At 52.3% G+C, this 20,275-nt stretch carries 25 protein-coding genes and 1 pseudogene; 8 read left to right on the forward strand and 18 right to left on the reverse strand.

Annotated elements, in window-relative coordinates:
* The coding region (locus tag ACLJXE_RS09285) for a hypothetical protein (protein WP_410750729.1) at positions 1-223 on the reverse strand (223 nt) is incomplete at its 3' end.
* Between the two features lie 159 nt (positions 224-382).
* Between ACLJXE_RS09285 and ACLJXE_RS09290 the strand changes: the two genes are divergently transcribed.
* The 4 genes from ACLJXE_RS09290 to ACLJXE_RS09305 all read left to right on the forward strand — a co-directional run bounded on the left by ACLJXE_RS09290 (position 383) and on the right by ACLJXE_RS09305 (position 2,776).
* The gene (locus tag ACLJXE_RS09290) at positions 383-967 is read left to right on the forward strand and encodes a recombinase family protein (RefSeq protein ID WP_012695450.1); all 585 of its coding nucleotides are present in this window, start codon (positions 383-385) and stop codon (positions 965-967) included.
* A gap of 185 nt (positions 968-1,152) precedes the next feature.
* Positions 1,153-1,710, forward strand: a complete 558-nt coding sequence (locus ACLJXE_RS09295; protein ID WP_000108589.1) for an OsmC family protein — start codon at positions 1,153-1,155, stop codon at positions 1,708-1,710.
* A gap of 141 nt (positions 1,711-1,851) precedes the next feature.
* On the forward strand, positions 1,852-2,433 hold the full coding sequence (locus tag ACLJXE_RS09300) for a TetR/AcrR family transcriptional regulator (RefSeq protein WP_000210409.1): 582 nt from the start codon (positions 1,852-1,854) through the stop codon (positions 2,431-2,433).
* Between the two features lie 4 nt (positions 2,434-2,437).
* Positions 2,438-2,776: a carboxymuconolactone decarboxylase family protein gene (locus ACLJXE_RS09305; RefSeq protein WP_000888080.1), complete on the forward strand. Its 339-nt coding sequence runs from the start codon at positions 2,438-2,440 to the stop codon at positions 2,774-2,776.
* 29 nt (positions 2,777-2,805) lie between these two features.
* On the opposite strand, the gene ACLJXE_RS09310 is transcribed toward ACLJXE_RS09305, so the two are convergent.
* Positions 2,806-3,135, reverse strand: a complete 330-nt coding sequence (locus ACLJXE_RS09310; RefSeq protein WP_002431133.1) for a thioredoxin family protein — start codon at positions 3,133-3,135, stop codon at positions 2,806-2,808.
* Positions 3,136-3,348: 213 nt separating this feature from the next.
* On the opposite strand from ACLJXE_RS09310, the gene ACLJXE_RS09315 reads away from it, so the two are divergent.
* The 3 genes from ACLJXE_RS09315 (at position 3,349) to ACLJXE_RS09325 (ending at position 6,061) form a co-directional block, all read left to right on the forward strand.
* Positions 3,349-4,455, forward strand: a complete 1,107-nt coding sequence (locus ACLJXE_RS09315; protein WP_006687059.1) for an alkene reductase — start codon at positions 3,349-3,351, stop codon at positions 4,453-4,455.
* Between the two features lie 65 nt (positions 4,456-4,520).
* Entirely contained in the window at positions 4,521-5,222 is a 702-nt protein-coding gene (locus ACLJXE_RS09320; RefSeq protein WP_096755722.1) for a DsbA family oxidoreductase, read from the forward strand.
* Positions 5,223-5,287: 65 nt separating this feature from the next.
* Positions 5,288-6,061: an SDR family NAD(P)-dependent oxidoreductase gene (locus ACLJXE_RS09325; RefSeq protein WP_004729618.1), complete on the forward strand. Its 774-nt coding sequence runs from the start codon at positions 5,288-5,290 to the stop codon at positions 6,059-6,061.
* A 185-nt stretch (positions 6,062-6,246) separates the two neighbouring features.
* On the opposite strand, the gene ACLJXE_RS09330 is transcribed toward ACLJXE_RS09325, so the two are convergent.
* The 6 genes and pseudogenes from ACLJXE_RS09330 to ACLJXE_RS09355 all read right to left on the reverse strand — a co-directional run.
* Positions 6,247-7,470: a MalY/PatB family protein gene (locus tag ACLJXE_RS09330; RefSeq protein ID WP_023287190.1), complete on the reverse strand. Its 1,224-nt coding sequence runs from the start codon at positions 7,468-7,470 to the stop codon at positions 6,247-6,249.
* 133 nt (positions 7,471-7,603) lie between these two features.
* Complete coding sequence (locus ACLJXE_RS09335) at positions 7,604-8,473, reverse strand: DMT family transporter (protein ID WP_048242046.1); 870 nt, start codon at positions 8,471-8,473, stop codon at positions 7,604-7,606.
* A gap of 82 nt (positions 8,474-8,555) precedes the next feature.
* Positions 8,556-8,792 carry a hypothetical protein gene (locus tag ACLJXE_RS09340; RefSeq protein WP_311776198.1) on the reverse strand — a complete coding sequence of 79 codons (237 nt, stop codon included), beginning with the start codon at positions 8,790-8,792 and terminating at the stop codon, positions 8,556-8,558.
* Entirely contained in the window at positions 8,774-9,754 is a 981-nt protein-coding gene (locus ACLJXE_RS09345; RefSeq protein ID WP_000019445.1) for an IS5-like element ISKpn26 family transposase, read from the reverse strand. The genes ACLJXE_RS09340 and ACLJXE_RS09345 overlap by 19 nt, the downstream gene beginning before the upstream one ends.
* A 200-nt stretch (positions 9,755-9,954) precedes the next feature.
* The gene (locus ACLJXE_RS09350) at positions 9,955-10,419 is read right to left on the reverse strand and encodes a methyltransferase family protein (RefSeq protein ID WP_042998085.1); all 465 of its coding nucleotides are present in this window, start codon (positions 10,417-10,419) and stop codon (positions 9,955-9,957) included.
* Positions 10,420-10,664: 245 nt separating this feature from the next.
* Positions 10,665-11,985, reverse strand: a pseudogene (locus ACLJXE_RS09355) (FAD-dependent oxidoreductase); the annotation flags it as partial.
* Positions 11,986-12,198: 213 nt separating this feature from the next.
* On the opposite strand from ACLJXE_RS09355, the gene ACLJXE_RS09360 reads away from it, so the two are divergent.
* The gene (locus ACLJXE_RS09360) at positions 12,199-12,549 is read left to right on the forward strand and encodes an ArsR/SmtB family transcription factor (protein ID WP_040115257.1); all 351 of its coding nucleotides are present in this window, start codon (positions 12,199-12,201) and stop codon (positions 12,547-12,549) included.
* Between the two features lie 291 nt (positions 12,550-12,840).
* On the opposite strand, the gene ACLJXE_RS09365 is transcribed toward ACLJXE_RS09360, so the two are convergent.
* The 10 genes from ACLJXE_RS09365 to pcoE all read right to left on the reverse strand — a co-directional run bounded on the left by ACLJXE_RS09365 (position 12,841) and on the right by pcoE (position 20,135).
* A complete protein-coding gene (locus ACLJXE_RS09365; RefSeq protein WP_072259269.1) occupies positions 12,841-13,317 on the reverse strand; it encodes a Dps family protein in 477 nt (158 codons plus the stop codon).
* A gap of 114 nt (positions 13,318-13,431) precedes the next feature.
* Positions 13,432-13,869: a PaaI family thioesterase gene (locus ACLJXE_RS09370; protein WP_016241611.1), complete on the reverse strand. Its 438-nt coding sequence runs from the start codon at positions 13,867-13,869 to the stop codon at positions 13,432-13,434.
* A gap of 160 nt (positions 13,870-14,029) precedes the next feature.
* Positions 14,030-14,491 (reverse strand): NifB/NifX family molybdenum-iron cluster-binding protein, encoded by a 462-nt coding sequence (locus ACLJXE_RS09375; RefSeq protein WP_000626969.1) that lies wholly within the window; start codon positions 14,489-14,491, stop codon positions 14,030-14,032.
* Complete coding sequence (locus tag ACLJXE_RS09380; protein WP_001137910.1) at positions 14,466-14,786, reverse strand: DUF134 domain-containing protein; 321 nt, start codon at positions 14,784-14,786, stop codon at positions 14,466-14,468. The genes ACLJXE_RS09375 and ACLJXE_RS09380 overlap by 26 nt, the downstream gene beginning before the upstream one ends.
* Before the next feature lie 159 nt (positions 14,787-14,945).
* On the reverse strand, positions 14,946-15,515 hold the full coding sequence (locus ACLJXE_RS09385) for a cytochrome C (protein WP_080975551.1): 570 nt from the start codon (positions 15,513-15,515) through the stop codon (positions 14,946-14,948).
* 28 nt (positions 15,516-15,543) lie between these two features.
* Complete coding sequence (locus ACLJXE_RS09390) at positions 15,544-16,254, reverse strand: ABC transporter ATP-binding protein (protein WP_022652302.1); 711 nt, start codon at positions 16,252-16,254, stop codon at positions 15,544-15,546.
* 1 nt (position 16,255) lies between these two features.
* The gene (locus ACLJXE_RS09395; protein ID WP_022652303.1) at positions 16,256-17,461 is read right to left on the reverse strand and encodes an ABC transporter permease; all 1,206 of its coding nucleotides are present in this window, start codon (positions 17,459-17,461) and stop codon (positions 16,256-16,258) included.
* A complete protein-coding gene (locus tag ACLJXE_RS09400) occupies positions 17,458-18,609 on the reverse strand; it encodes an efflux RND transporter periplasmic adaptor subunit (RefSeq protein WP_022652304.1) in 1,152 nt (383 codons plus the stop codon). Before ACLJXE_RS09400 ends, ACLJXE_RS09395 begins: the two co-directional genes overlap by 4 nt.
* Positions 18,606-19,214: a TetR/AcrR family transcriptional regulator gene (locus ACLJXE_RS09405; protein WP_004393990.1), complete on the reverse strand. Its 609-nt coding sequence runs from the start codon at positions 19,212-19,214 to the stop codon at positions 18,606-18,608. Before ACLJXE_RS09405 ends, ACLJXE_RS09400 begins: the two co-directional genes overlap by 4 nt.
* Before the next feature lie 486 nt (positions 19,215-19,700).
* On the reverse strand, positions 19,701-20,135 hold the full coding sequence (pcoE, locus tag ACLJXE_RS09410) for a copper resistance system metallochaperone PcoE (RefSeq protein ID WP_038633679.1): 435 nt from the start codon (positions 20,133-20,135) through the stop codon (positions 19,701-19,703).
* Positions 20,136-20,275 lie beyond the last annotated feature (140 nt).

Consider the following 20,275-nt stretch of genomic DNA (forward strand, 5'->3'; position numbering starts at 1 on the left):
GGCGAAATGCGCCTGGTAAGCAGAGTTTTTGAAATGTAAGGCCTTTGAATAAGACAAAAGGCTGCCTCATCGCTAACTTTGCAACAGTGCCCCTTCGGTGCTTATTAATGAGCGCAATATCCGGTTCGTTCAGAAAACACATTCGGGTCAGAATAATTTCATCATCTGGTATAACCAGTAAGCGTTCCTGCTCTTCGCTGCTCAGTATCTGTCGCCGTGGCATAAATGCCTCCCTCGCGTATAGTTTTCATCTGTTATTTGTTCGCTGTGACCGAAATCGGTCGGTTTCGTACACCACTTACAGCACATGTCCGAAACTTAGTGAAATTAATTTCGGACACACGTTATAATTCGGACATCCATTTCGTACGGAAAGTTTCCCATGTCACGTGTTTTTGCCTACTGCAGGGTCTCAACTCTGGAACAGACCACAGAAAACCAGCGTCGTGAAATTGAAGCGGCGGGTTTTGCCATCAGATCCCAACGACTTATTGAGGAGCATATCAGTGGCTCGGTTGCTGCCAGCGAACGCCCCGGATTTATCCGGTTGCTAGATCGCATGGAAAATGGGGATGTACTGATTGTCACCAAACTTGACCGTCTGGGTCGTAATGCGATGGATATCCGAAAAACAGTAGAGCAACTGGCGGCTTTAGATATTCGCGTTCATTGTCTCGCACTCGGAGGCGTTGACTTGACCAGTCCGGCCGGAAAAATGACTATGCAGGTAATTTCTGCTGTAGCGGAGTTTGAGCGGGATTTGCTGCTTGAGCGAACGTATTCAGGTATTGCGAGGGCAAAAGCGGCTGGAAAACGCTTCGGTCGCCCCCCCATCCTGAGCGAGGAACAAAAGCAAACAGTGACAGAGCGCCTAAATGCTGGCATCAGTATCAGTGCTATTGCCCGGGAATTTAATACCACCCGCCAGACTATCCTTCGGGTAAAGGCTGGATTGCTGCAAGAGTGAGTGGCTGGGAAGATTATAAAAAAAATCAAATGGTTATTATGAAATAAAACAGCCTGCTGGGTTCTTTTCCCCCTATTTTTTATAAAAGAGTAGACAAAAGAGGTTCGCGATATTAATCTACCAACTAGATGGTTGGTACTGATTACACCAGCTATACCTTTTATCAAGAAATTACAGGAGCCATTATGTCTACTACCGTTAAACCTTCTGCAGACGCAGCTGCGATCCACAATACCCGTGAAGCAGTTCGCAGCCAGCCTGGCCTGGGTAACCTGACTTTCCAGATGAAAGCCCGTTCCAGCGGCGGATTAACCGTTCGCACAGAGACCGGCGCCACAATCCAGAACGGCGTTATCGATACCAGCCGTGTGGGGAAATTTTCTAATATCGGTGATGAACCCGCAGGTTTACTCGGCACCGATACCGGCATGAGCCCGACTGAATACATCATGCAGGCGCTGGCTGGCTGTTATACCGCCACCCTTACCATGATGGCTGCTGAAAAAGGGATCGACCTGGACGGTATCGAGCTGGATCTTAATTTCGATATCAACCTCAACGGCTTCCTTGGGCTGGACAGCAACGTGCGTAAAGGTGCGAAATCTATTCGCGTCGATGTTCACCTTACGAGCAAGACCGCCAGTCGCGAGGAGTTAGAAGCGCTGGTCAGCGAAATGCAAAAGAATTCGCCAATCCACGATACTCTGGCTAATCCGGTTGAAATGATTACACGCCTGGCGTGATGTCAGAGATGTAATGCTGCCATTCAGAATGCAGGATGGCAGTGACGTTCAGCTCTGCACGATACTGAGTCAGTGATACAACTTGCTACGGAAAAATAGCAACAATATAATCTATCAACTAGTAGATTATATGGAGTAATTATGACAACCATGACAAGGGAACGGCTGCTCAGCGAAGCAGAACACCTGATGCGCGAAAAAGGGTATTCAGCATTCAGCTATGCTGATTTATCAAAAATAGTGGGTATCACCAAGGCCAGTATTCATCACCATTTCCCGACCAAAGATATTCTGGGTGAGCAGGTGGTAATACAGGCGTTCTCTGATACACAACGCGTATTTGAGCAGATAGAGGCGACTGAGAAAAGCGCGGAGAGAAGAATTGCGGCTTACATCGATATCTTCGCGCAAAGCCATAAAGCTTCGCTACTGCCACTGTGTTGTGCGTTGTCAGCAGAGACCGCCAATCTGCCTCAGGCAATTACTGTACAGACATCACTTTATTTCGATATGCAAATCGAGTGGCTCACAAAAGTCGTCAGGGCGGGCATGGAGTCAGGTGAGTTTTCATCCCATGCCGAACCATCAGATATTGCTTTGATGATCATTAATGTCTGTGAAGGCTCAAGCGTAGTGGCGCATGCAACGGCCAGACCCGAAGTCTTCGCCAACAGCCTTAAGTATATAAAACTGCTTCTTAATACCCCTCATTCAGGAGAATGACACTATGCTGGACTGGAACAACTATCGCTCAGAGTTAATGCAACGTTTAGGCGAGTTGGGCAAACTGACCCCCGAGACCATGAAAGGCGTGGTTGCCCTGGGCAACGCAGGTAACAAAACTGACCTTTTGGGCGCAAAAGTGCGTGAACTCATTGCCCTGGCGTGCGCAGTCACAACCCGCTGCGACGGCTGTATTGCTTTTCACGCCGACGCAGCTGTGAAAGCCGGTGCAACCGACGCTGAAATTGCTGAAGCGCTGGGCGTGGCGATTAACCTCAACGCTGGCGCGGCGGTCATTTATTCAGCCCGCACTCTGGATGCCGTCGGTCAGGCACGCGGTTAAGCATTAATAAATTCCACGTTAAAAGGGCATTACTGCCCTTTTTTTATGTCCGCAATAGCCTGAGCATATACCGATGCAGGTTTCACACCCGGTATGCGTTTAACTAATTGCCCTTCATGAAATATCAGCACAGACGGCAGCCCCCAGATCTCGTATTTGGTTGTCAGCACCGGCGCCTGATCTACATTGACTTTCCCCACCTGAATATCTCTATCGAGCCGGTCTGCAAACTGACTGAACATTTCTTCGCTGGCCTGACAGGGCGGACACCAGGGTGCAGAGAAACGTACCACCGATATTCCTTTGTACTGCTCTATCTGGCGGAAATTATCTTCGTTATAAGCTGTTAATGTACGCATGGTGATGACCTCGCAAAATGAGTGACAATTCAGAAATGGCTGCGTTATGACAAAAAAATACGACACAGCCATTGACCTACCTACTAGATGGTTGGTATATTGCCACCCATCAGATGTTTATGCAACTCCAGTGCGCGACGTCCAGTCGATGATACTGCCGGGCTGTGCAAATCCCTGCCGGGATACTCCTTTTTGTTTTTTGTGAGGTATACGATGAGTAAGCTTTTCACCCCCTACAATCTGTCTGGCCTGGCGTTAAAAAACCGTGTAGTCATGGCACCGATGACCCGCACCCGCACCATGAATGACGTGCCGGATGAGGTCGTGGCTTTGTACTATGCACAGCGTGCTTCTGCTGGCCTGCTCATCACCGAAGGGATGCCGGTTTCAGAAGAAGGCCGGGGTTACCTTTATACCCCTGGTATCTACAACGACGAACACGTCCAGGGCTGGCGTAAGGTGACACAAGCGGTTCACGCCAAAGGTGGCCGTATTTTCGCGCAGCTCTGGCACGTCGGCCGTATGTCTCACGTCTCTCTTCAGCCAGGCCACATAGCGCCGGTTTCAGCGGGCACCGTTCAGGCGGTCAATACCACCGTTTTTGCGCTGACCGAATCCGGAGAACCGGGCCCGGTTGTACCAAGCCAGCCACGCGCGCTGGAAACGCATGAAGTTAAACGCATCACTGCAGACTTCGTGCACTCCGCACGCCTGGCGATGGAAGCCGGCTTTGACGGCGTGGAAATCATGGCGGCAAACGGATTCATCTTTGACCAGTTCCTCAGTAGCGAACTGAACACCCGCACCGACGAATACGGCGGCTCGGTGGAAAATCGTCAGCGTTTCCTGCTGGAGACCATTGACGCCGTGGCGGAAGCCGTGGGTAACAGCCACGTTGCCGTGCGCCTGTCACCGTTCGGCCGCATTTATGACCTCGCGCCGTATGAAGGTGAAGAGCAAACCTGGTCAGCCATCACCGACGCGCTCGGTCAGCGGGAACTGGCCTACGTACACCTTTACTATCAACCGGTGTACACCAAAGCGCCACTTCCGGAAGGCTTCCGCCGCCGTTTTCGCAACACGTTTAAAGGCACCATCATCGCTGCCGGCGGTTTTACCCGTGATATCGCAGAGCAGGCTCTGGAAGATGATGAGCTGGATCTGGTGGCATTTGGTGTGCCCTACATCGCTAACCCGGATCTGGTTGAAAGAATGCAAAACGGCTGGCCACTGGCAGAAAGTGACCGCGCCACCTACTACGGCGTCAGTGGTTCCCCGGAAAAAGGCTATACCGATTACCCGGTCTGGCAGGCGCAATAAATCCCATACGGTCGCGGTTCTCTGATAAGTGAGATCCGACCGCCCAACGTCTTTGAGGAATCATTATGCAAACGCTGAAACCCACCCTTACCATCGATATCTGGTCAGATTTGGTCTGCCCGTGGTGCTGGATTGCTAAAAAAAGATTTGAACAGGGTCTGAATCGCTTTGAATTTCGCGACCAGGTGGTGATCCGCCATCACAGCTACCGTCTGGCCGGTGGTACTCCCGCGATGCCTTTTAAGGATGCCATCGTTAAAAAGCTGGGCAGTCAGCATTCAGCGGAGCTGATGATGAATCAGGTGGGCACCGCCGGTAAATCTGAAGGTCTGATCTACAACTTCGACGGCATGATGTTTGGTGATACAGAAGATGCACACACCCTGCTGGTTGCCGCGCGTAAGGCCGGAATTGCGGACGCGGTGGAAGAACGTTTTTATCATGGCAGTATCACCGAAGGTCGCTCTCTCTTTGACCGTCAGCAGCTCGTTGCCATGGCCGTAGAAGCCGGTATGCCGAAAGCTGACGCTGCAGCCGCCCTGGAAAATGACGATTTTCGCGCCACCGTTTCCGACGATGAAGCCCACGCACAGTCTATTGGCCTCAGCGGCGTTCCGGTTTTTGTGATGAACGAAAAATATGCCATCAGCGGGGCTCAGGCAGCAGATAACTTTTTGAATGCCCTGCGTCAGGTCTGGGATGAACAGCAAACCGAATTTTCAGCCACTGCGGGTCAGACCTGCGGAACGGATGGCTGCAGTATTTAATCCGTCAACCGCCGGCAGTTTCACGCTGCCGGCAACGTCTTACCCACCAGTAATGGAGTCAGAAAATGAACACTTTTTTCAAAGGTAAAAAACTGCTCGTCGTCGGCGGTACCAGCGGCATGGGCCTGGCCGTGGCACGCATGGTACTGGAAGCGGGCGGCAGTGTCGTGCTGACCGGGAATAAAAAAGACAAAGCCGAAGCGGTGCAAAAAGAATTGAGCCCTCTGGGACCGGTTGCGGTCATCGCGGCGAACCTGATGACCGAAGAAGGTATGGAAACTATCCGTCAGGAAATTAATGCTCACCATCGCGATATCAGCCTGATGGTGAATGCCGCCGGTATCTTCATGCCCAAAGGATTTACCGAGCACAGCTTTGCCGATTATGACATGTATCTTTCGCTGAACCGAGCCACGTTCTTTATTACACAGGATGTCGTGAAGAACATGCTCGCCGCGAAGCTCGAAGGGTCTATCGTCAACGTCGGTTCGATTGGTGCTCAGGCTGCACTGGGTGACTCGCCGGCCTCGGCCTATTCAATGGCAAAAGCGGGTCTGCATGCCCTGACGCGTAATCTGGCGATTGAGCTGGCCAGCGCGGGTATTCGTGTCAACGCGGTGTCTCCCGGGATTGTTCATACGCCGATATACGAAGGCTTCATGGACAAAGCGGATATCGCAGATGCTATGAAGTCGCTGAACGATTTCCACCCGCTGGGACGCGTCGGAACTGCCGAAGATGTGGCAAACACTATTCTCTTCCTGTTGTCTGACAAAACCTCATGGGTGACGGGCGCTATCTGGGATGTCGATGCGGGCATCATGGCGGTCAGACGATAACCCCGTGACGCTGGCATAAGCCGCCCCTTAAGGGCGGCATTTTTTTGTCGCCAGACATGTCATCAGCAGGCTTCACTAAGAATATTCACGACCTGTTCATCCGTGCCTTTTGTGTTCCCGGCACAGGGTGTTATGCCGGGTTCTGACGACATCCTGACAGGACAAAACGGCCAGAGAGAAAGGGGTTATACACGATGAGGAGCCGGTATCCGCAGTACCTGTGAAATTCTTTTCATCCCTGCTGTCAGCATACTCCGTGGGCAGGCCAGATTTAACCGGATATATCCGTCCCCATTGTCGACAAACAGCAAGCCCCCTTCAAGAAGGACCCCTGACTCCCGGGCAAAATACAGCGATAAATCCTCACCTGCGGTGTCGGGCAGGTAGCGGCTAATATCTATCCAGGCCAGATATGTCCCTTCGGGGATCGAGAACCTGGTTTCGGGTAAATAGCTTTTGAGATAGTCGTGCAGGTACTGGAAATTGCCGTCAATATATTCCCTCAGATGGACAAGCCAGTCATCACATTCACTCCACGCCGCTTTGTTTGCTGCCAGGCTCAGTGGAGAGATGAACTCGTCGTGTCTGAGACGCCACTCGCTTCTGACACCGGGATCCGGAATAATAATATTTGCCAACAAATTCCCGGCCAGATTGAATGTTTTACTCGAGGACATGCAGGTAATAATGCGTGTAGAATCAGGGAAAAGAGAGGCGGCCGGTGTATGACCGATACCGCTTCGGGACAGGTCGCAGTGAATTTCGTCAGATATCACCCAGATGTCATTGGCCAGGCAAATTTCAATAATCCGCTTAAGTTCATCAGGCCGCCAGACTCGTCCGGTCGGGTTATGCGGATTACACAGGAAAAGAATTTTCACACGTAAATCGGCCTGACTGGCTTTGCGTGCAAAGTCTTCCCAGTCAGGTTCCCAGCCGCCTGCTGATTTTTTTAACGCCGAGTACACCACGCGACGCTGACTGTATTCACCCGCCTTTTTAAACGGGCCATATGAAGGCGTCATAATAAGAATACTGTCATCCATGTCGGTCAGAAGCGGGACGAGACGGTTCAGCGCGGGAATAATGCCCGGAGACAGCACAATGTCTTCCGTTTTGAAACGGTGACCATATTGTCGCTCACACCAGCTGCCAAAGATCTCATAGTATTCTTCGTCGTAGATTTTAGTGTAGCCGAGTATTTTTCTATCCAGACGGTCTCTGATGGCCTGAAGAATCGGCTCTGGTGTGGCAAAAGCCATGTCAGCAACCCAGAGGTTGATTAGCCCTTCTGCCGGATACCGCATTGCAAATTCGGACTGTCCCGAAAACAGGTATTCCCGCCAGCCGTCCACGGTGAGACTGTCTGTTTTCTCTCTGCTTACGTACTCATCAAAATCATATTTCATTTCATAAACCTGCCTTAGGTGTAGTCAGAAACGTCGACCTCAGTATTACTGTCTGTCTGATGCCGGAGCGGGAAAACTGGCTCGTGTGATTAACATAAGAGAATCATCACAACTGCATGAATTAATTGCGTTATTAAGGTTCTCTCGCCTTTGTCATCGACTTACGGGGGGATTTCTCGCGTGTCACCATCACAATGCCAGTCAGCACCGCCAGGGCAGAAAATATCGTTCTGACCGTCAGTGATTCATCCAGGAATACCACACCCCCTAGCATTGCCAGACAGGGAACGCTGAGCTGAAGGGTACTGGCGGTGATAGAGCCGAGAGGGGGTAAAAGGGTATACCACAATACATATGCACCGGCTGAGGCGGCGGCACCGGACAGCAATGACAAAGCAATGCCCGCAGCATCATAGTGACCCTGCTTCATAAACAGCAACGAAAGAGCGAGAGCCATCGGCGTGGCGAGTACAAAATTTGCCGCCGTTGAAGCCCCGGCCGCCTGGCCCGCCCTCCCCCTGACGGAATAGGCGGCCCAGGCTAATCCGGCAACGATCATCATAAGTGCACTGTAAAGCGGCGGTGCCTTCGCCCCGGGTAACAGCAGGGCAGCAATTCCTGCCAGAGCAATAACTAAACCGCAAGCCCGCATAACGGAGAGTGATTCCCCTTTAAATAATCCGTGGATCACCACCGCAAACTGTACGGCACCAAAAAGTAACAGCGCACCTGCCCCGGTATCGAGATGGATATAGGCGACAGAGAAGAGCACTGCGTACACCATGAGGTAAAATCCGCTCAGCGGACGCCACAGCGATAATGTAGTTTTTGCGTGATAAAACAAGAAAGGTGACAGGACGAGTGCACCACTGGCCAGCCTGAGGCTGCTGAATGAAAGGGGATCAATGTGGCCTCCCTGCAGGGCCAGACGGCACAGAATAGAGTTTGCAGCAAACGCCAGCATTGCCAGGGATATTTTAAGAATGAGCGCGCAATTGGCCATTCAGTGAGACCTCATAAAATTCTTGCAAACTACCATCTAGTTGGTAGCATAGCGTAAGTGATCACCGAACAGGAAGCAATAATCAGCTTTCAAACTGGAAGGTGAGGACAGGCATTCGGAATGAATTCTGTTTCACATCCCCAGTAGAGGAAGGGAAGGTGCGAATAAGCAGGTCATTTCTTCCCAAGCTGACTCGCTGATTAAAATTTCGCGGATCTGGGCCGATTTTTTTCCCGCAAACACATCGAATCAGCCTATTTAGGCTATTTTTTCCACCATTTCTGGCGTTATTTCCGGTTTTTACTGAGATCTCTCCCACTGACGTATCATTTGGTCCACCCGAAACAGGTTGGCCAGGGTGAATAACATCGCCAGTTGGTTATCGTTTTTCAGCAGCCCCTTGTATCTGGCTTTCACGAAGCCGAACTGCCGCTTGATGATGCGAAACGGGTGCTCCACCCTGGCACGGATGCTGGCTTTCATGTATTCGATGTTGATGGCCGTTTTGTTCTTGCGCGGATGCTGCTTCAAGGTTTTTACCTTGCCGGGACGCTCGGCGATCAGCCAGTCCACATCCACCTCGGCCAGCTCCTCGCGCTGTGGCGCTCCTTGGTAGCCGGCATCGGCTGAGACAAATTGCTCCTCTCCATGAAGCAGATTACCCAGCTGATTGAGGTCATGCTCGTTGGCCGCGGTGGTGACCAGGCTGTGGGTCAGGCCACTCTTGGCATCGACACCAATGTGGGCCTTCATGCCAAAGTGCCACTGATTGCCTTTCTTGGTCTGATGCATCTCCGGATCGCGTTGCTGCTCTTTGTTCTTGGTAGAGCTGGGTGCCTCAATGATGGTGGCATCCACCAAAGTGCCTTGGGTCATCATGACGCCTGCTTCGGCCAGCCAGCGATTGATGGTCTTGAACAATTGACGGGCCAGTTGATGCTGCTCGAGCAGGTGGCGGAAATTCATGATGGTGGTGCGATCCGGCAGGGCGCTATCCAGGGATAATCGGGCAAACAGGCGCATGGAGGCGATTTCGTACAGGGCATCTTCCATGGCACCGTCGCTCAGGTTGTACCAATGCTGCATGCAGTGAATACGCAGCATGGTCTCCAGCGGATAGGGCCGTCGGCCATTGCCCGCCTTGGGATAAAACGGCTCGATGACAGCGGTCATATTCTGCCATGGCAGAATCTGCTCCATGCGGGAGAGGAAAATCTCTTTTCGGGTCTGACGGCGCTTAGTGCTGAATTCACTATCGGCGAAGGTGAGTTGATGGCTCATGATGTCCCTCTGGGATGCGCTCCGGATGAATATGATGATCTCATATCAGGAACTTGTTCGCACCTTCCCTAAGGTACCAGCACTGGCTCAATGGCTACATACGGCACCTGGTTTACGATTACGATATAAAAGCTCAAGGATGATGAATTCTTTTCTTTATGATTTCGACGTTATTTGTCTCCTGCAACACCACGGGGTTGCTATAACCAGCGACGAACCCGTTGGGTATAGCGTTCCCATTCCAACCCGAAACGTTTTCGAAGCTGTACCTCTTCAACATGGATATGTAATCTGGCTACTACAAACATAAACAACGGTACAGCAAGTATCCCCACCAGGCTGCCAAAGCAGAGAGCAACGGATAACTGGAGCCCGCTCATTCCAAGGTAAATAGGGTTTCGACTCCATGCGTAACAACCGACAGTTACCAGCTTGGTGGTTCTATCCGGATGAATCGGATTAAGCGTCGTGCCGTTCGTGCTCATCTGCCAAGCGGTGTGCAGTATCATGGTAATACAAACACCGGTCAGCAACACGCTTAGCACTATATTCACGATGTCGAAGGTAAAACGCGGGATTGCAGTCAACACATCAGTGACGAAAAACAGCAATAAGATGAGTGGGGGCGGAAACCATACTCTCAATCGAGTCACGAAGTTACGCATTACACAGACCTATCTCTGAACTAAGCAGCCTGAAGGCTGCAAAATGAAAATCCAGTCCTTGCCATTCCTATAGTGACCATGAATCTGACATTATACGCCTGATCTGAAAAGTTATTTTTTTCATAACTGTCCTTATAACGGTGCGGGGTCAGTCCACACCTCTGTTCAGGTGAACAAATTCAGCAGACCACTTCACTGTTAAACCTGTGGCGATTCAGGGTGCCATGTGTATGGCACCTCATCTCTTATTTACTTATTGACTCCGTTACCGCCTGCCAGGTTATAAAGCCACCACTCAGATTATATGTCCTGAAGCCGTGGGCCTGAAGAATACGGTATGCCACATGCCCGCGCAGGCCACTCTGGCACCCTATAAAAATCTCTTTATCTTTAGGCACTTTTTCAAGATTCTCCCGCAGGGAATCCAGTGGAATGGATAGCGCGTCAGGATATTCGCCAAATTGTTTCAGTTCTGCAGGAGAGCGAATATCAAGTAAACAATAACTACCCGGTACCCGTTGTAACACATCGCGGACATGACAGATGACCGTATCTCCCTTGATGACATTTGCCGCCACCATTCCAGCCTGGTTAACAACGTCCCTTGCACTGTTAAAAGGAGGAGCATAAGTCAGCTCCAGATGCTCAAGATCGTTGACGGTAAGTCCCGCACGCTGTGCGACAGCCAGGACATCGATGCGTTTATCAACCCCTTTTTTCCCTGACGCCTGGGCCCCGAGAATTTTGCCAGTATCGGGGCTGAACAGCAGTTTAAGACTGATCATCGTTGCCCCCGGGTAGTAACCGGCATGATCAGCAGCATGGACGTAAACCTTCTCGTATCGGGTGCCGTGGGCTTTCAGTTGCTTTTCATTCGCACCGACGCTGCCAATACTCAGCGAAAATACCTTACAAATGGATGTCCCCTGACTGCCATGGTAAAGGCTGTGGTGATCAAGCATGTTATCAGCAGCAATGCGTCCCTGGCGGTTGGCGGGCCCAGCCAGAGGAATATTAGCGGGTTCCTGAAAAACAAGGTCAGGTGTTTCAACTGCATCCCCCACGGCGTAGATGTCAGGGATACTGGTCTGCATACAGGCATTGACACTTATGCCTCCACGTTTACCCACTTCGAGCCCGGCTAATGTGGCAAGGCTGTTCTCAGGTTTTACCCCGATGGCGAGAATAACCATGTCGGTCTGCACAAAGCCACCGTCAGACAGTGCAACGCGGAATCCCGTTTCTGTCCGCAGTACCTCGGTGAGTGCCGTTCTGAGACGCAGATCCACGCCATGATTCCGGATTTCCTGATGCAGGACTGATGCCATTTCAGGATCAACCGGAGCCATAACCTGTTCCCCCATCTCCAGCAGAGTGACACGGATCCCCCGTTCGCTCAGAGCCTCCATCACTTCAAGTCCGATGAACCCCCCCCCCGACAAGCGTGGTGTGAGCTACGTTATGTTGCTCAATCCACGCCAGGATAGCATCCATGTCAGTAAGATTTCGGAGCGTAAAGACTCCCTCTTGCTGTAGCCCGGGCAAAGGAGGGACAACCGGCGAGCCCTGGCTGCAGCGGATGCGCCACCGGCAACACCACCAACTATCACTATTTTCATTACATCCTCTCTGTTCACTCGGGGCAAAATGCCTACCAGATATAATTAGTTACCCGGGTCAGCTGGACGCTGCAGACCTGGCGAACACGGTGGCAAAATTATGCCACTATCAGTATACTAAAATATATTATATAAAAACACATAATATGAGAAATCATCAATGCAAATGAATGAAGACACAAAACGTCAGACTGATATGAAAAATGCGGCCCTGAGGGCAGCGGATGTTTTACGGGGACTAGCCAACAGCGACCGGTTGCTGTTGATGTGCCAGTTAAGCCAGGGAGAAGCGAATGTGTCCGAACTCGAAGCGGCGGTCGGGATTACTCAGCCGACGTTGTCTCAGCAGCTTGGCGTCATGCGCCGCCTGAAGCTGGTTGAGACCCGACGGGCTGGTAAAATGGTATATTACCGTATCGGGGATAACCGGATCATGACGTTGTTAAATACCTTATATACTCTTTACTGTCCGCAGGCCGGGACAGGTAAAGGAAACCATAACAACGAATAATATGATTCTGCTTTCTCTGCAAACCGTTTTATCAGTGGATCATAAACTTGTTGAGGCTATGAAGTGCCTGGACGAAACTGTAACGGGAAAACGACAGTGATTCGGATATACCCGCCGGCAATCCCTTTCCGGACTGTTTAATCACTTGCCCGCTCACAGGTTTACTGGTTGATTTATCGGTTTTTATACTATTCCGGTCAGATAAAAGAGCCACAGGCACGCAGTGATACTGCTGCGTCAGAAATGGCCTGTGGCTGACAAACTGTTTATCTCTGCTGCTACCGGGTGACATCATTCAAGCAGGCTACGCAACATCCAGGCGGTTTTCTCATGCAACTGGATACGTTGTGTAAGCAGATCCGCAGTGGCTTCATCATTCCCACTATTAACGATCGGGAATAAAGAGCGTGCGGTTTTAACCACGGTCTCCTGGCCCTGGACAAGATTTTCAATCATGTTTTTTGCTGCCGGAATATCCTTGTCTTCATTAACCGCAGTTAAACGTGAAAATTCATGATATGTGCCGGGCGCGAAACATCCGAGCGAGCGTATACGTTCAGCAATATCATCAACGGCGGTGGCCAGCTCATTGTATTGATTTTCAAACATTAAATGTAAGCTATTAAACATGGGGCCAGTTACATTCCAGTGATAGTAATGTGTTTTTATATACAGGGTATAGGTGTCAGCAAGAAGCCGGGACAGACCGTCTGCAATCTCCACCCGGGATGATTCAGCAATACCAATATCAATGATTTGTTTACTCATAACTACCTCTTACACGGTTTCAGTGGAATATACGATATGCGATTATTCTTTCCGGTCTGAGCAAAACACGCCTCAAATTTTTATAATAACCAGGTACACCTGTCGTCTGTCACACTAGCGATGCGCCAGAGCAATATCCTGCGACGGAACAATGAATTTCGCCGTGGCACGTGCCACTGTCTGCTGTCCTTTTGTCAGCCATGCTTCAAGCAGGTAAATCCCCCTGCGTTGCCCAAGCAGTCTGGCACATACCATCAGTTTGTCTCCGGTACAAACGGGTGAAATGAATCTTACCGTCAGTTCAGCCGTCAGGGCTTGCACACCCTGCATGAACAAACAATGAGTCATTGCTGCATCCAGCAGGGTACTCGTCATTCCGCCATGTAAAAGACCCGTATACCCCTGATGCCTGTGATTGGCCGTGTAGTCCGCACATACAGAGCCATCCGGGTGCTCTGAAAACATTAAGTTCACCGTATCAGGGTTGTTGTCGCGGGAACTACAGACCATACAACAGGTATGGGCCTTTCTGGCATCAAGATAACAATTCATCTGTTTCTGCTCAGCGTCCGGTTGTACTGACGGGAGGCATCCGGAATTCAGTCAGCTGAGGGGCTCCCCCGGCATCATTACTGCCTCCTCCACACATTCCGGCTCCTGGTTTATACACAATACGGGTCTGATAAAAATCACCGCCCGTGATGAAATAAACTCATGAATGGCAACAGCGCCCGTTTCCGTGATGATGCTGACGCCCACCCTGGCACGCATTTTCTGCTGTGTTCCCGTCAGAGTGACAGCATTTTTTCCCTTTCGCCTCATGATGAAAGGACTGGCGTCCCTGCTCCGGCTTATTCAGTTCAGTCAGAACACGGGTATCCGGATCACACAGTTCAGTGAACAAACGACGACCACAGTCAGTCTGGTACACCGCGATCTGATGCCCCAGTAATTTACCCAGCATCCGTTCCCCGATGTTACGGACCACAACGCGGCTGACTTGCTGTTGAACCAGCAGGTCAACCAGCTTCCGTTTACCTGAACAATCTGCGCCCAGCGCGGGATTTTCTGTCCGGCTGAGCTCCACACCGCGCTCATCCACCAGGACAAGGTGACTCGCTTTGGTAAAATGATTTGCTACCCGGTCGTCATTCACTGGAATGGCTGTGATCATCTTGTGTAACTCCTTCCCTTTCAGAGTGCATTATTAAGGCCTTGCCCTGAGTGAGACAGTCCACAACCTTAAAACGGGCTGCTTTCAGGACATTGGCCAGTGTCTGCCTTGAAACCCCCATTGCAACAGCCGCTTCCTGCTGTTGCATGCCCAGTAAATCGACTAGCCGTAACGCTTCAAACTCATCTTCTTTTAAATGAACATGTTCAAGCTGGCTCATCGGTCGCGCATTGGGCTTAAAACAGGTATCCGCAGGGCGGCCACAGATGTTACGGGGAATTCTGGGTCTTGGCATGAAGGCTCCTTATTGGCATATGCTATATATACACTCATAAACTGGCATATGCAATATACTCTGCTCACCGGTGGAGAATTTTTTGCTTTACCCTGGAGTCTGTAAGTGGGCAGCAGGTCATGAGAGATGAAGAGAAAGAAAACAGATACTGTATGAGACTCAATTTAAAGTGCTGCCATAAGGGGGTCGTCTCAGAAAACGGAAAATAAAGCACGCTAAGCCGGTGGCAGCGGTCGCAATGGCCTGAACTTCCCCGCACCGACCTTGGCACTGCTGCGCCATAGGTAATCGCCGGTCAGGTTGATATGCTCCCACCCCAGCGGGGACAGATAGGGCGAATGATTGGATCACCGCCTTGCCGTCGCTGCTCGCAGCAGCCAGCTTCATGGCCAGCGCCGCCTCGTGAGTCTGCGCGTCAAAGTTTCTGAACTTGGTCGCATCAGCGCCGAGGTAAGCAAGGATGCGCATTTTTTCAGTAAGCGGTGGCTCGGGGTGTGCAGCAACTTTTGGGGCGAGCTGAACGACCTGAACCCATTCCTCCTGCGAAATCGCACCGGTAATAGCCTGCATGTTGCGCCCGAGTTCCTGCATGATCTTGCGTAGCGCCAGTGGCTCAACCTGGGTAGCGTCACCAGCCCAAGCTGGCAACTGAAAACCCCATAAAAGCAGGCAGGCCGTAACGGTCAGGGTGATAGTTCCAAATGCGTGGCTGTGTTTGCGGTGGGTCATGAAATTCTCCTGTAATTCAATCGTTCTCTCATTCGAACTCCCGCCCTTCGCCAGCTTCCTCATGGGTCACGCCGTCGCGGATGTGGTAGATGCGCTTGAATGTGGGGATGATCTTTTCGTCATGGGTGACGACGATGATGGCGGTCTCGAACTTCCGGGCCATGTCGTTGAGGATGCGGATTACAGCCATGGCGCGCTCGGAATCCAGCGGCGCAGTGGGTTCATCGGCCAGGATCACCGGCGGACGATTGACCAGTCCGCGCGCGATGGCGACCCGTTGCTGCTCGCCACCGGAGAGTTGCGAGGGCATTGCGCGAGCTCGGTGTTGCACATCAAGCGCTGTGAGCAATTCCAGTGCCTTCGCGCGCGACTCTCCATTCGCGACGCCTGCAAGCATCGGCAGCAGCGCCACGTTGTCGGTGACATCGAGAAACGGAATCAGGTACGGCGCCTGGAAAACGAAACCGATCTTGTCACGCCGTAAGGCGCGCAGGTCGCGGACTTTCCAGCCATCGGCGTAGATCACTTCATCGCCCAGCGTCATGCGACCGGCGGTCGGTTCGATCACCGCACCCAGACACTTGAGCAGCGTGCTCTTGCCGGACCCGGAAGGGCCGATCAGTCCCACCACTTCACCAGGCGCAACATGCATATTCACGTCTCTCAAGGCAAAGACAGCGGTGTCACCATCGCCATACCGCTTGCTTAAACTTTCGATGTGTATCCCTTTGCTACTCATCTCAACCTCCAATGGCTTCGGCCGGATCGACCTTGAGTGCTATGCGAATGGCGACGAGGCTAGCTAGAACGCAGATCACGAGCACGGCAAAAAAACCGGCGACAGAATCCATTGGCGTGAGCAGGACATATTTTGGAAAAGCCGGTGCTGAAAAGGTGGCTGTGATCTTGCCGACCACGAAGCCAATCACGCCCAGGGCGAGCGCCTGCTGCATGATCATCGCGGCGATGGTTCGGTTGCGTGTGCCGATGAGCTTCAACACCGCGATCTCACGGATTTTGTCCATCGTCAGCGAATAGATGATGAAGGCAACGATGGCCGCGCTAACGATGGCCAGAATCACAAGGAACATGCCGATCTGCTTGGCCGAGGTGGCGATCAGCTTGCCGACGAGGATGTCTTCCATCTGTGCCCGGGTGTAGACCGTCAAACGCTTCCAGCGCTGGATGGATTCGGCAACCTCGTCCGGCGCATGACCAGGTTTCAGAGTGACCAGCACGGCATTGACGAACGCGTTGCTGCTCTGTGAAGCAATCACGGCATCCAGCAAACCTGGATCACCGGGTCGATTGAAGACCGGGTTGGCTTCGGTGCGACGCCGGCTTTGCCAGATGGCATCGTTGTCCTTGAGGAACTGGGCCTCCTGGGCATCTTTGAGCGGAATGAATACCATCGGGTCGCCGCTGGACGACACCATGCGCCGTGTCAGCCCCACGACGGTGTAATGATTGCGGCGAATGGCAAGACGATCTCCCAGTTTGAAGCCGGTGGCGATGTCGGCCACAGCCTCGTAGTGACCGCGCGTGATCTGGCGTCCAGCGACGAGATAAGGAGGCCATCCGGGTGTAGCCCCCAACGCACCGGGCGCGATGCCGACCACCATGGTGCGTACATCACTCTCGCCCTTGCGTACCTGCATGGTCAGGTAGGTCGCGTTCGCAGCCTGTGAGACTCCCGGCATGGCGAGAATGGCGCGATACACGTCATCGTTGAGGCTGGACGACTCCGCATAAGGACCCAGAGTATCCTTTTGCACCACCCAAAGGTCAGCGCCACTGTTGTCGAGCAACGCCTTGCCGTCGTCCACCATGCCTCGGTACACCCCAGCCATGACTAGGGTGACGCCGATCAGCAGACCCAGACCGATGCCGGTGAAGACGAATTTCCCCCAGGCATGGAGAATGTCGCGGCCGGCCAGGCTGATCATCGTGAAACTCCCGGGATATGCTCGACCACATGGATGCGGCTGCGCGCCGTCAGTGCCTTTTCGCTATAGGTCACAACCTGGTCCCCATTCTTGAGCCCTTCGCGCACCTGCACGTAACCATTGAGGTCGGAAGTGCCGAGCTTGACCGGGGAGAAATGCAGATCACCATCCACGATTTGCCAGACACCAACTTTATCGCCTTCACGCTGGACGGCAGCGTTGGGGATCAGTGGAGCGGCCGGGAGCGCCGGCAAGTCAACCGTGACTTCGGCCAGTTCACCCACTGGTGGCAAAGGTTCTGGTTTGTTATCGAATGTCACCTTGGCAAGCGTTTCCTCGGTTACCGCGTCGGCCTTGGGTTCCACCCGCAGCACGCGACCTTTCAAGGTCTGGCCACCACGCGAACGCAGGACGATATGAGCCGGCAGCCCCCCAGCCAGCCCCGATGCGCTGATCTGGTCGAAGCGCACATTGATCCACAAACTCTTGGGGTCGATCACTTCCACCACGGCCTGGCCCGCGACGATGGTCGTGCCGGGATCGGCATCGCGCACGGCGACTACACCGTCGACCGGCGCGATCAGGCGCAGATTGCTCCGCTGCGCGACGAGTGCTTCGCGGTCGGAGCGTGCCCGGGCAATATCTTCCCGAGCGGCGGATAGGGCGGCATCGGCGATCTGCAGTTCCTGCCGCTTGGTGGTGACGATTTCCTCGCTGGTCGAGCGCACCGCAAACAATTGCTCATAGCGGCGCGCCTGGGTTTGCGCGTAGGCTTGCCGGGCTTCTGCCTCGCGCAAAGCCGCTTCCGCCCGCTTGAATACAGACTCCTGTGAGCGCACCCGATCATCAAGGTCGACCGGCTCCATCTCGCCGAGCACCTGTCCGGCCTTGACCTGGTCGCCTACATGCACCTCCAGGCGTTTGACGCGCCCGGCAAACGTCGGTCCGATCTTGTAGGTGTAGCGCGCCTCCACCGTGCCGATGCCGAACAGCGCCGGTGTGATAGCCTGTGATTCCACGCTTGCCACCGTCACAGCGACCGGGGCGAGCGGCCCTGATCGCAGACCGACATAAATAAAAAGCACCAGCAAAGGAATGATGACGGCAAGCAGTGCCAGGGTGCGGCCTTGCAAGGGTAACTTTTTCATTGCGCACTCCTTATGCCACGCCGATAAATTGCAAAGACGCGCGGCGCATCGCGGTGCATACGTCCCACATCACCCGCCAACAGCGATTGCATGACCAAGCCCTGGATCGTGCCAATGAACAGCGTTGCCGCCGCCTCGTTGTCAAGCGAGGGAGACAACTCGCCGCTGGCCTTGCCTTTCTCGATGAGACGATGCAAACGTTCGCCGTAGCGCTGAATCAAGGTTTGCACCATGCGCTTGGCCGGTGTCGATTCGGCACGCTGAAGCTCACCAAACATCATTCTTGGCACGCCTGGGTGCTCAGCTACGAATTCGATATGACTCATGAACATCGCCTCCATGGCTGCCAAGGGCGACTCGATTCCTTGTGCGGATCGATCGATTCTGGCTAATAGGCGCTCTGCTACCCACTCCATGACCGCCTGCCAAATGGCTTCCTTGTTCGGGAAGTGCCGAAACAGCGCACCCTGGGTCAAGTTCATGTGTTTAGCGATAGCCGCAGTGGTTATCTCGCTTGGGTTTTGTGAACCGGCAAGCGCCACGACGGACTCGACAGTTACGGCACGACGTTCATCGGCCGGCAGATGCTTTGGATGGGTGTCCACGAGCACTCCTGGTAAGATAGTAATTGATTACTATCTTACCACAAGAGGCAACTCAAACAAGAGAAAACCCGACGTACTCGTCAATATCTAGAGTCTGCAATGGGCTTAACGTGCTTTATTTTCCGTTTTCTGAGACGTCCCCAGTATGGCAACCACGATCAGTTGTGTAGAGACATTAAAGTTGTATCCTTTAACCTGAAAAAGACTTTAAAGTTGTAAACTTTTAAAAAAAACACATACAAAACATGATACTAAGTGTGTATCACACGCTGTTCCAACATTATGCCTTGATGTTCTTGCAGGAACTGCAATTTACAGGAGGAAAAAGGTGTTTTTGTAGTTATCTGGCGTTACGTGACAGTGTTGGTCAGATACTTCCACCTCTTCAGAGTTAAAGTTTGATATATGGGAAAAAAACGCTCCCGGACGGGAGCGTAAGCCAGTGACTTCGGCGTCAAATGAGGGTCTAACAAGTGGAGCTGCGGGTTAATTCTGGGTGATCTGGCTGCGATGCTTTTCAGCCTGCTGCTGATGAATAACGGAAGATTGACCATTATTCGCCTTCTCATGCATAACAGCGGCTTTCTCATGCTCGTTCATTTCGGAAAATGATTTTGCTGTTTCGTTAGAAGCTGCTGGCTTGGATTTCATCATTTTTTTATGCATTTCAGCCATGTCCTGATGGGCAGCAGAATTGCCGTTTTGCATCATTTCATGGGACATTGCGGCCTGATCGTGACCGCTCATATCCATCATTTTCATGCTCTCCCCCTGAACTGCACTTTTTTCAGCGGATGATTGCATCTGATGGGCAGGCGCCTGGGCATTATTTACCTGGTCATGCATGTTCATTGTCTCTGCAGCCCAGGCAGATGAAGCGACAGCCATCATGGCAATAAAGGATACAAGGATCTTTTTCATGGTTGGGTCTCCGGTGTTTTCATACCCGAACAATCAATGCTTATAACAGAGAAAGCATTTGATCTCAGGGCTGGTTGATCATCACGCCAGGAACCGGGCGATTGAATTATCACGCTGTCCTGATTTATGGCTGATTATAA

Source organism: Citrobacter sp. U14242, from assembly GCF_046555775.1.
Lineage (GTDB): Bacteria > Pseudomonadota > Gammaproteobacteria > Enterobacterales > Enterobacteriaceae > Citrobacter.

What these genes read in the sequence shown, in the direction of transcription:
- ACLJXE_RS09290 (WP_012695450.1), top strand. Translation starts at nt 383, where the DNA reads ATGTCACGTGTTTTTGCCTACTGCAGGGTCTCAACTCTGGAACAGACC.
- ACLJXE_RS09295 (WP_000108589.1), top strand. Translation starts at nt 1,153, where the DNA reads ATGTCTACTACCGTTAAACCTTCTGCAGACGCAGCTGCGATCCACAAT.
- ACLJXE_RS09300 (WP_000210409.1), top strand. Translation starts at nt 1,852, where the DNA reads ATGACAACCATGACAAGGGAACGGCTGCTCAGCGAAGCAGAACACCTG.
- ACLJXE_RS09305 (WP_000888080.1), top strand. Translation starts at nt 2,438, where the DNA reads ATGCTGGACTGGAACAACTATCGCTCAGAGTTAATGCAACGTTTAGGC.
- ACLJXE_RS09310 (WP_002431133.1), bottom strand. Translation starts at nt 3,135, where the DNA reads ATGCGTACATTAACAGCTTATAACGAAGATAATTTCCGCCAGATAGAG.
- ACLJXE_RS09315 (WP_006687059.1), top strand. Translation starts at nt 3,349, where the DNA reads ATGAGTAAGCTTTTCACCCCCTACAATCTGTCTGGCCTGGCGTTAAAA.
- ACLJXE_RS09320 (WP_096755722.1), top strand. Translation starts at nt 4,521, where the DNA reads ATGCAAACGCTGAAACCCACCCTTACCATCGATATCTGGTCAGATTTG.
- ACLJXE_RS09325 (WP_004729618.1), top strand. Translation starts at nt 5,288, where the DNA reads ATGAACACTTTTTTCAAAGGTAAAAAACTGCTCGTCGTCGGCGGTACC.
- ACLJXE_RS09330 (WP_023287190.1), bottom strand. Translation starts at nt 7,470, where the DNA reads ATGAAATATGATTTTGATGAGTACGTAAGCAGAGAGAAAACAGACAGT.
- ACLJXE_RS09335 (WP_048242046.1), bottom strand. Translation starts at nt 8,473, where the DNA reads ATGGCCAATTGCGCGCTCATTCTTAAAATATCCCTGGCAATGCTGGCG.
- ACLJXE_RS09345 (WP_000019445.1), bottom strand. Translation starts at nt 9,754, where the DNA reads ATGAGCCATCAACTCACCTTCGCCGATAGTGAATTCAGCACTAAGCGC.
- ACLJXE_RS09350 (WP_042998085.1), bottom strand. Translation starts at nt 10,419, where the DNA reads ATGCGTAACTTCGTGACTCGATTGAGAGTATGGTTTCCGCCCCCACTC.
- ACLJXE_RS09360 (WP_040115257.1), top strand. Translation starts at nt 12,199, where the DNA reads ATGCAAATGAATGAAGACACAAAACGTCAGACTGATATGAAAAATGCG.
- ACLJXE_RS09365 (WP_072259269.1), bottom strand. Translation starts at nt 13,317, where the DNA reads ATGAGTAAACAAATCATTGATATTGGTATTGCTGAATCATCCCGGGTG.
- ACLJXE_RS09370 (WP_016241611.1), bottom strand. Translation starts at nt 13,869, where the DNA reads ATGAATTGTTATCTTGATGCCAGAAAGGCCCATACCTGTTGTATGGTC.
- ACLJXE_RS09375 (WP_000626969.1), bottom strand. Translation starts at nt 14,491, where the DNA reads ATGATCACAGCCATTCCAGTGAATGACGACCGGGTAGCAAATCATTTT.
- ACLJXE_RS09380 (WP_001137910.1), bottom strand. Translation starts at nt 14,786, where the DNA reads ATGCCAAGACCCAGAATTCCCCGTAACATCTGTGGCCGCCCTGCGGAT.
- ACLJXE_RS09385 (WP_080975551.1), bottom strand. Translation starts at nt 15,515, where the DNA reads ATGACCCACCGCAAACACAGCCACGCATTTGGAACTATCACCCTGACC.
- ACLJXE_RS09390 (WP_022652302.1), bottom strand. Translation starts at nt 16,254, where the DNA reads ATGAGTAGCAAAGGGATACACATCGAAAGTTTAAGCAAGCGGTATGGC.
- ACLJXE_RS09395 (WP_022652303.1), bottom strand. Translation starts at nt 17,461, where the DNA reads ATGATCAGCCTGGCCGGCCGCGACATTCTCCATGCCTGGGGGAAATTC.
- ACLJXE_RS09400 (WP_022652304.1), bottom strand. Translation starts at nt 18,609, where the DNA reads ATGAAAAAGTTACCCTTGCAAGGCCGCACCCTGGCACTGCTTGCCGTC.
- pcoE (WP_038633679.1), bottom strand. Translation starts at nt 20,135, where the DNA reads ATGAAAAAGATCCTTGTATCCTTTATTGCCATGATGGCTGTCGCTTCA.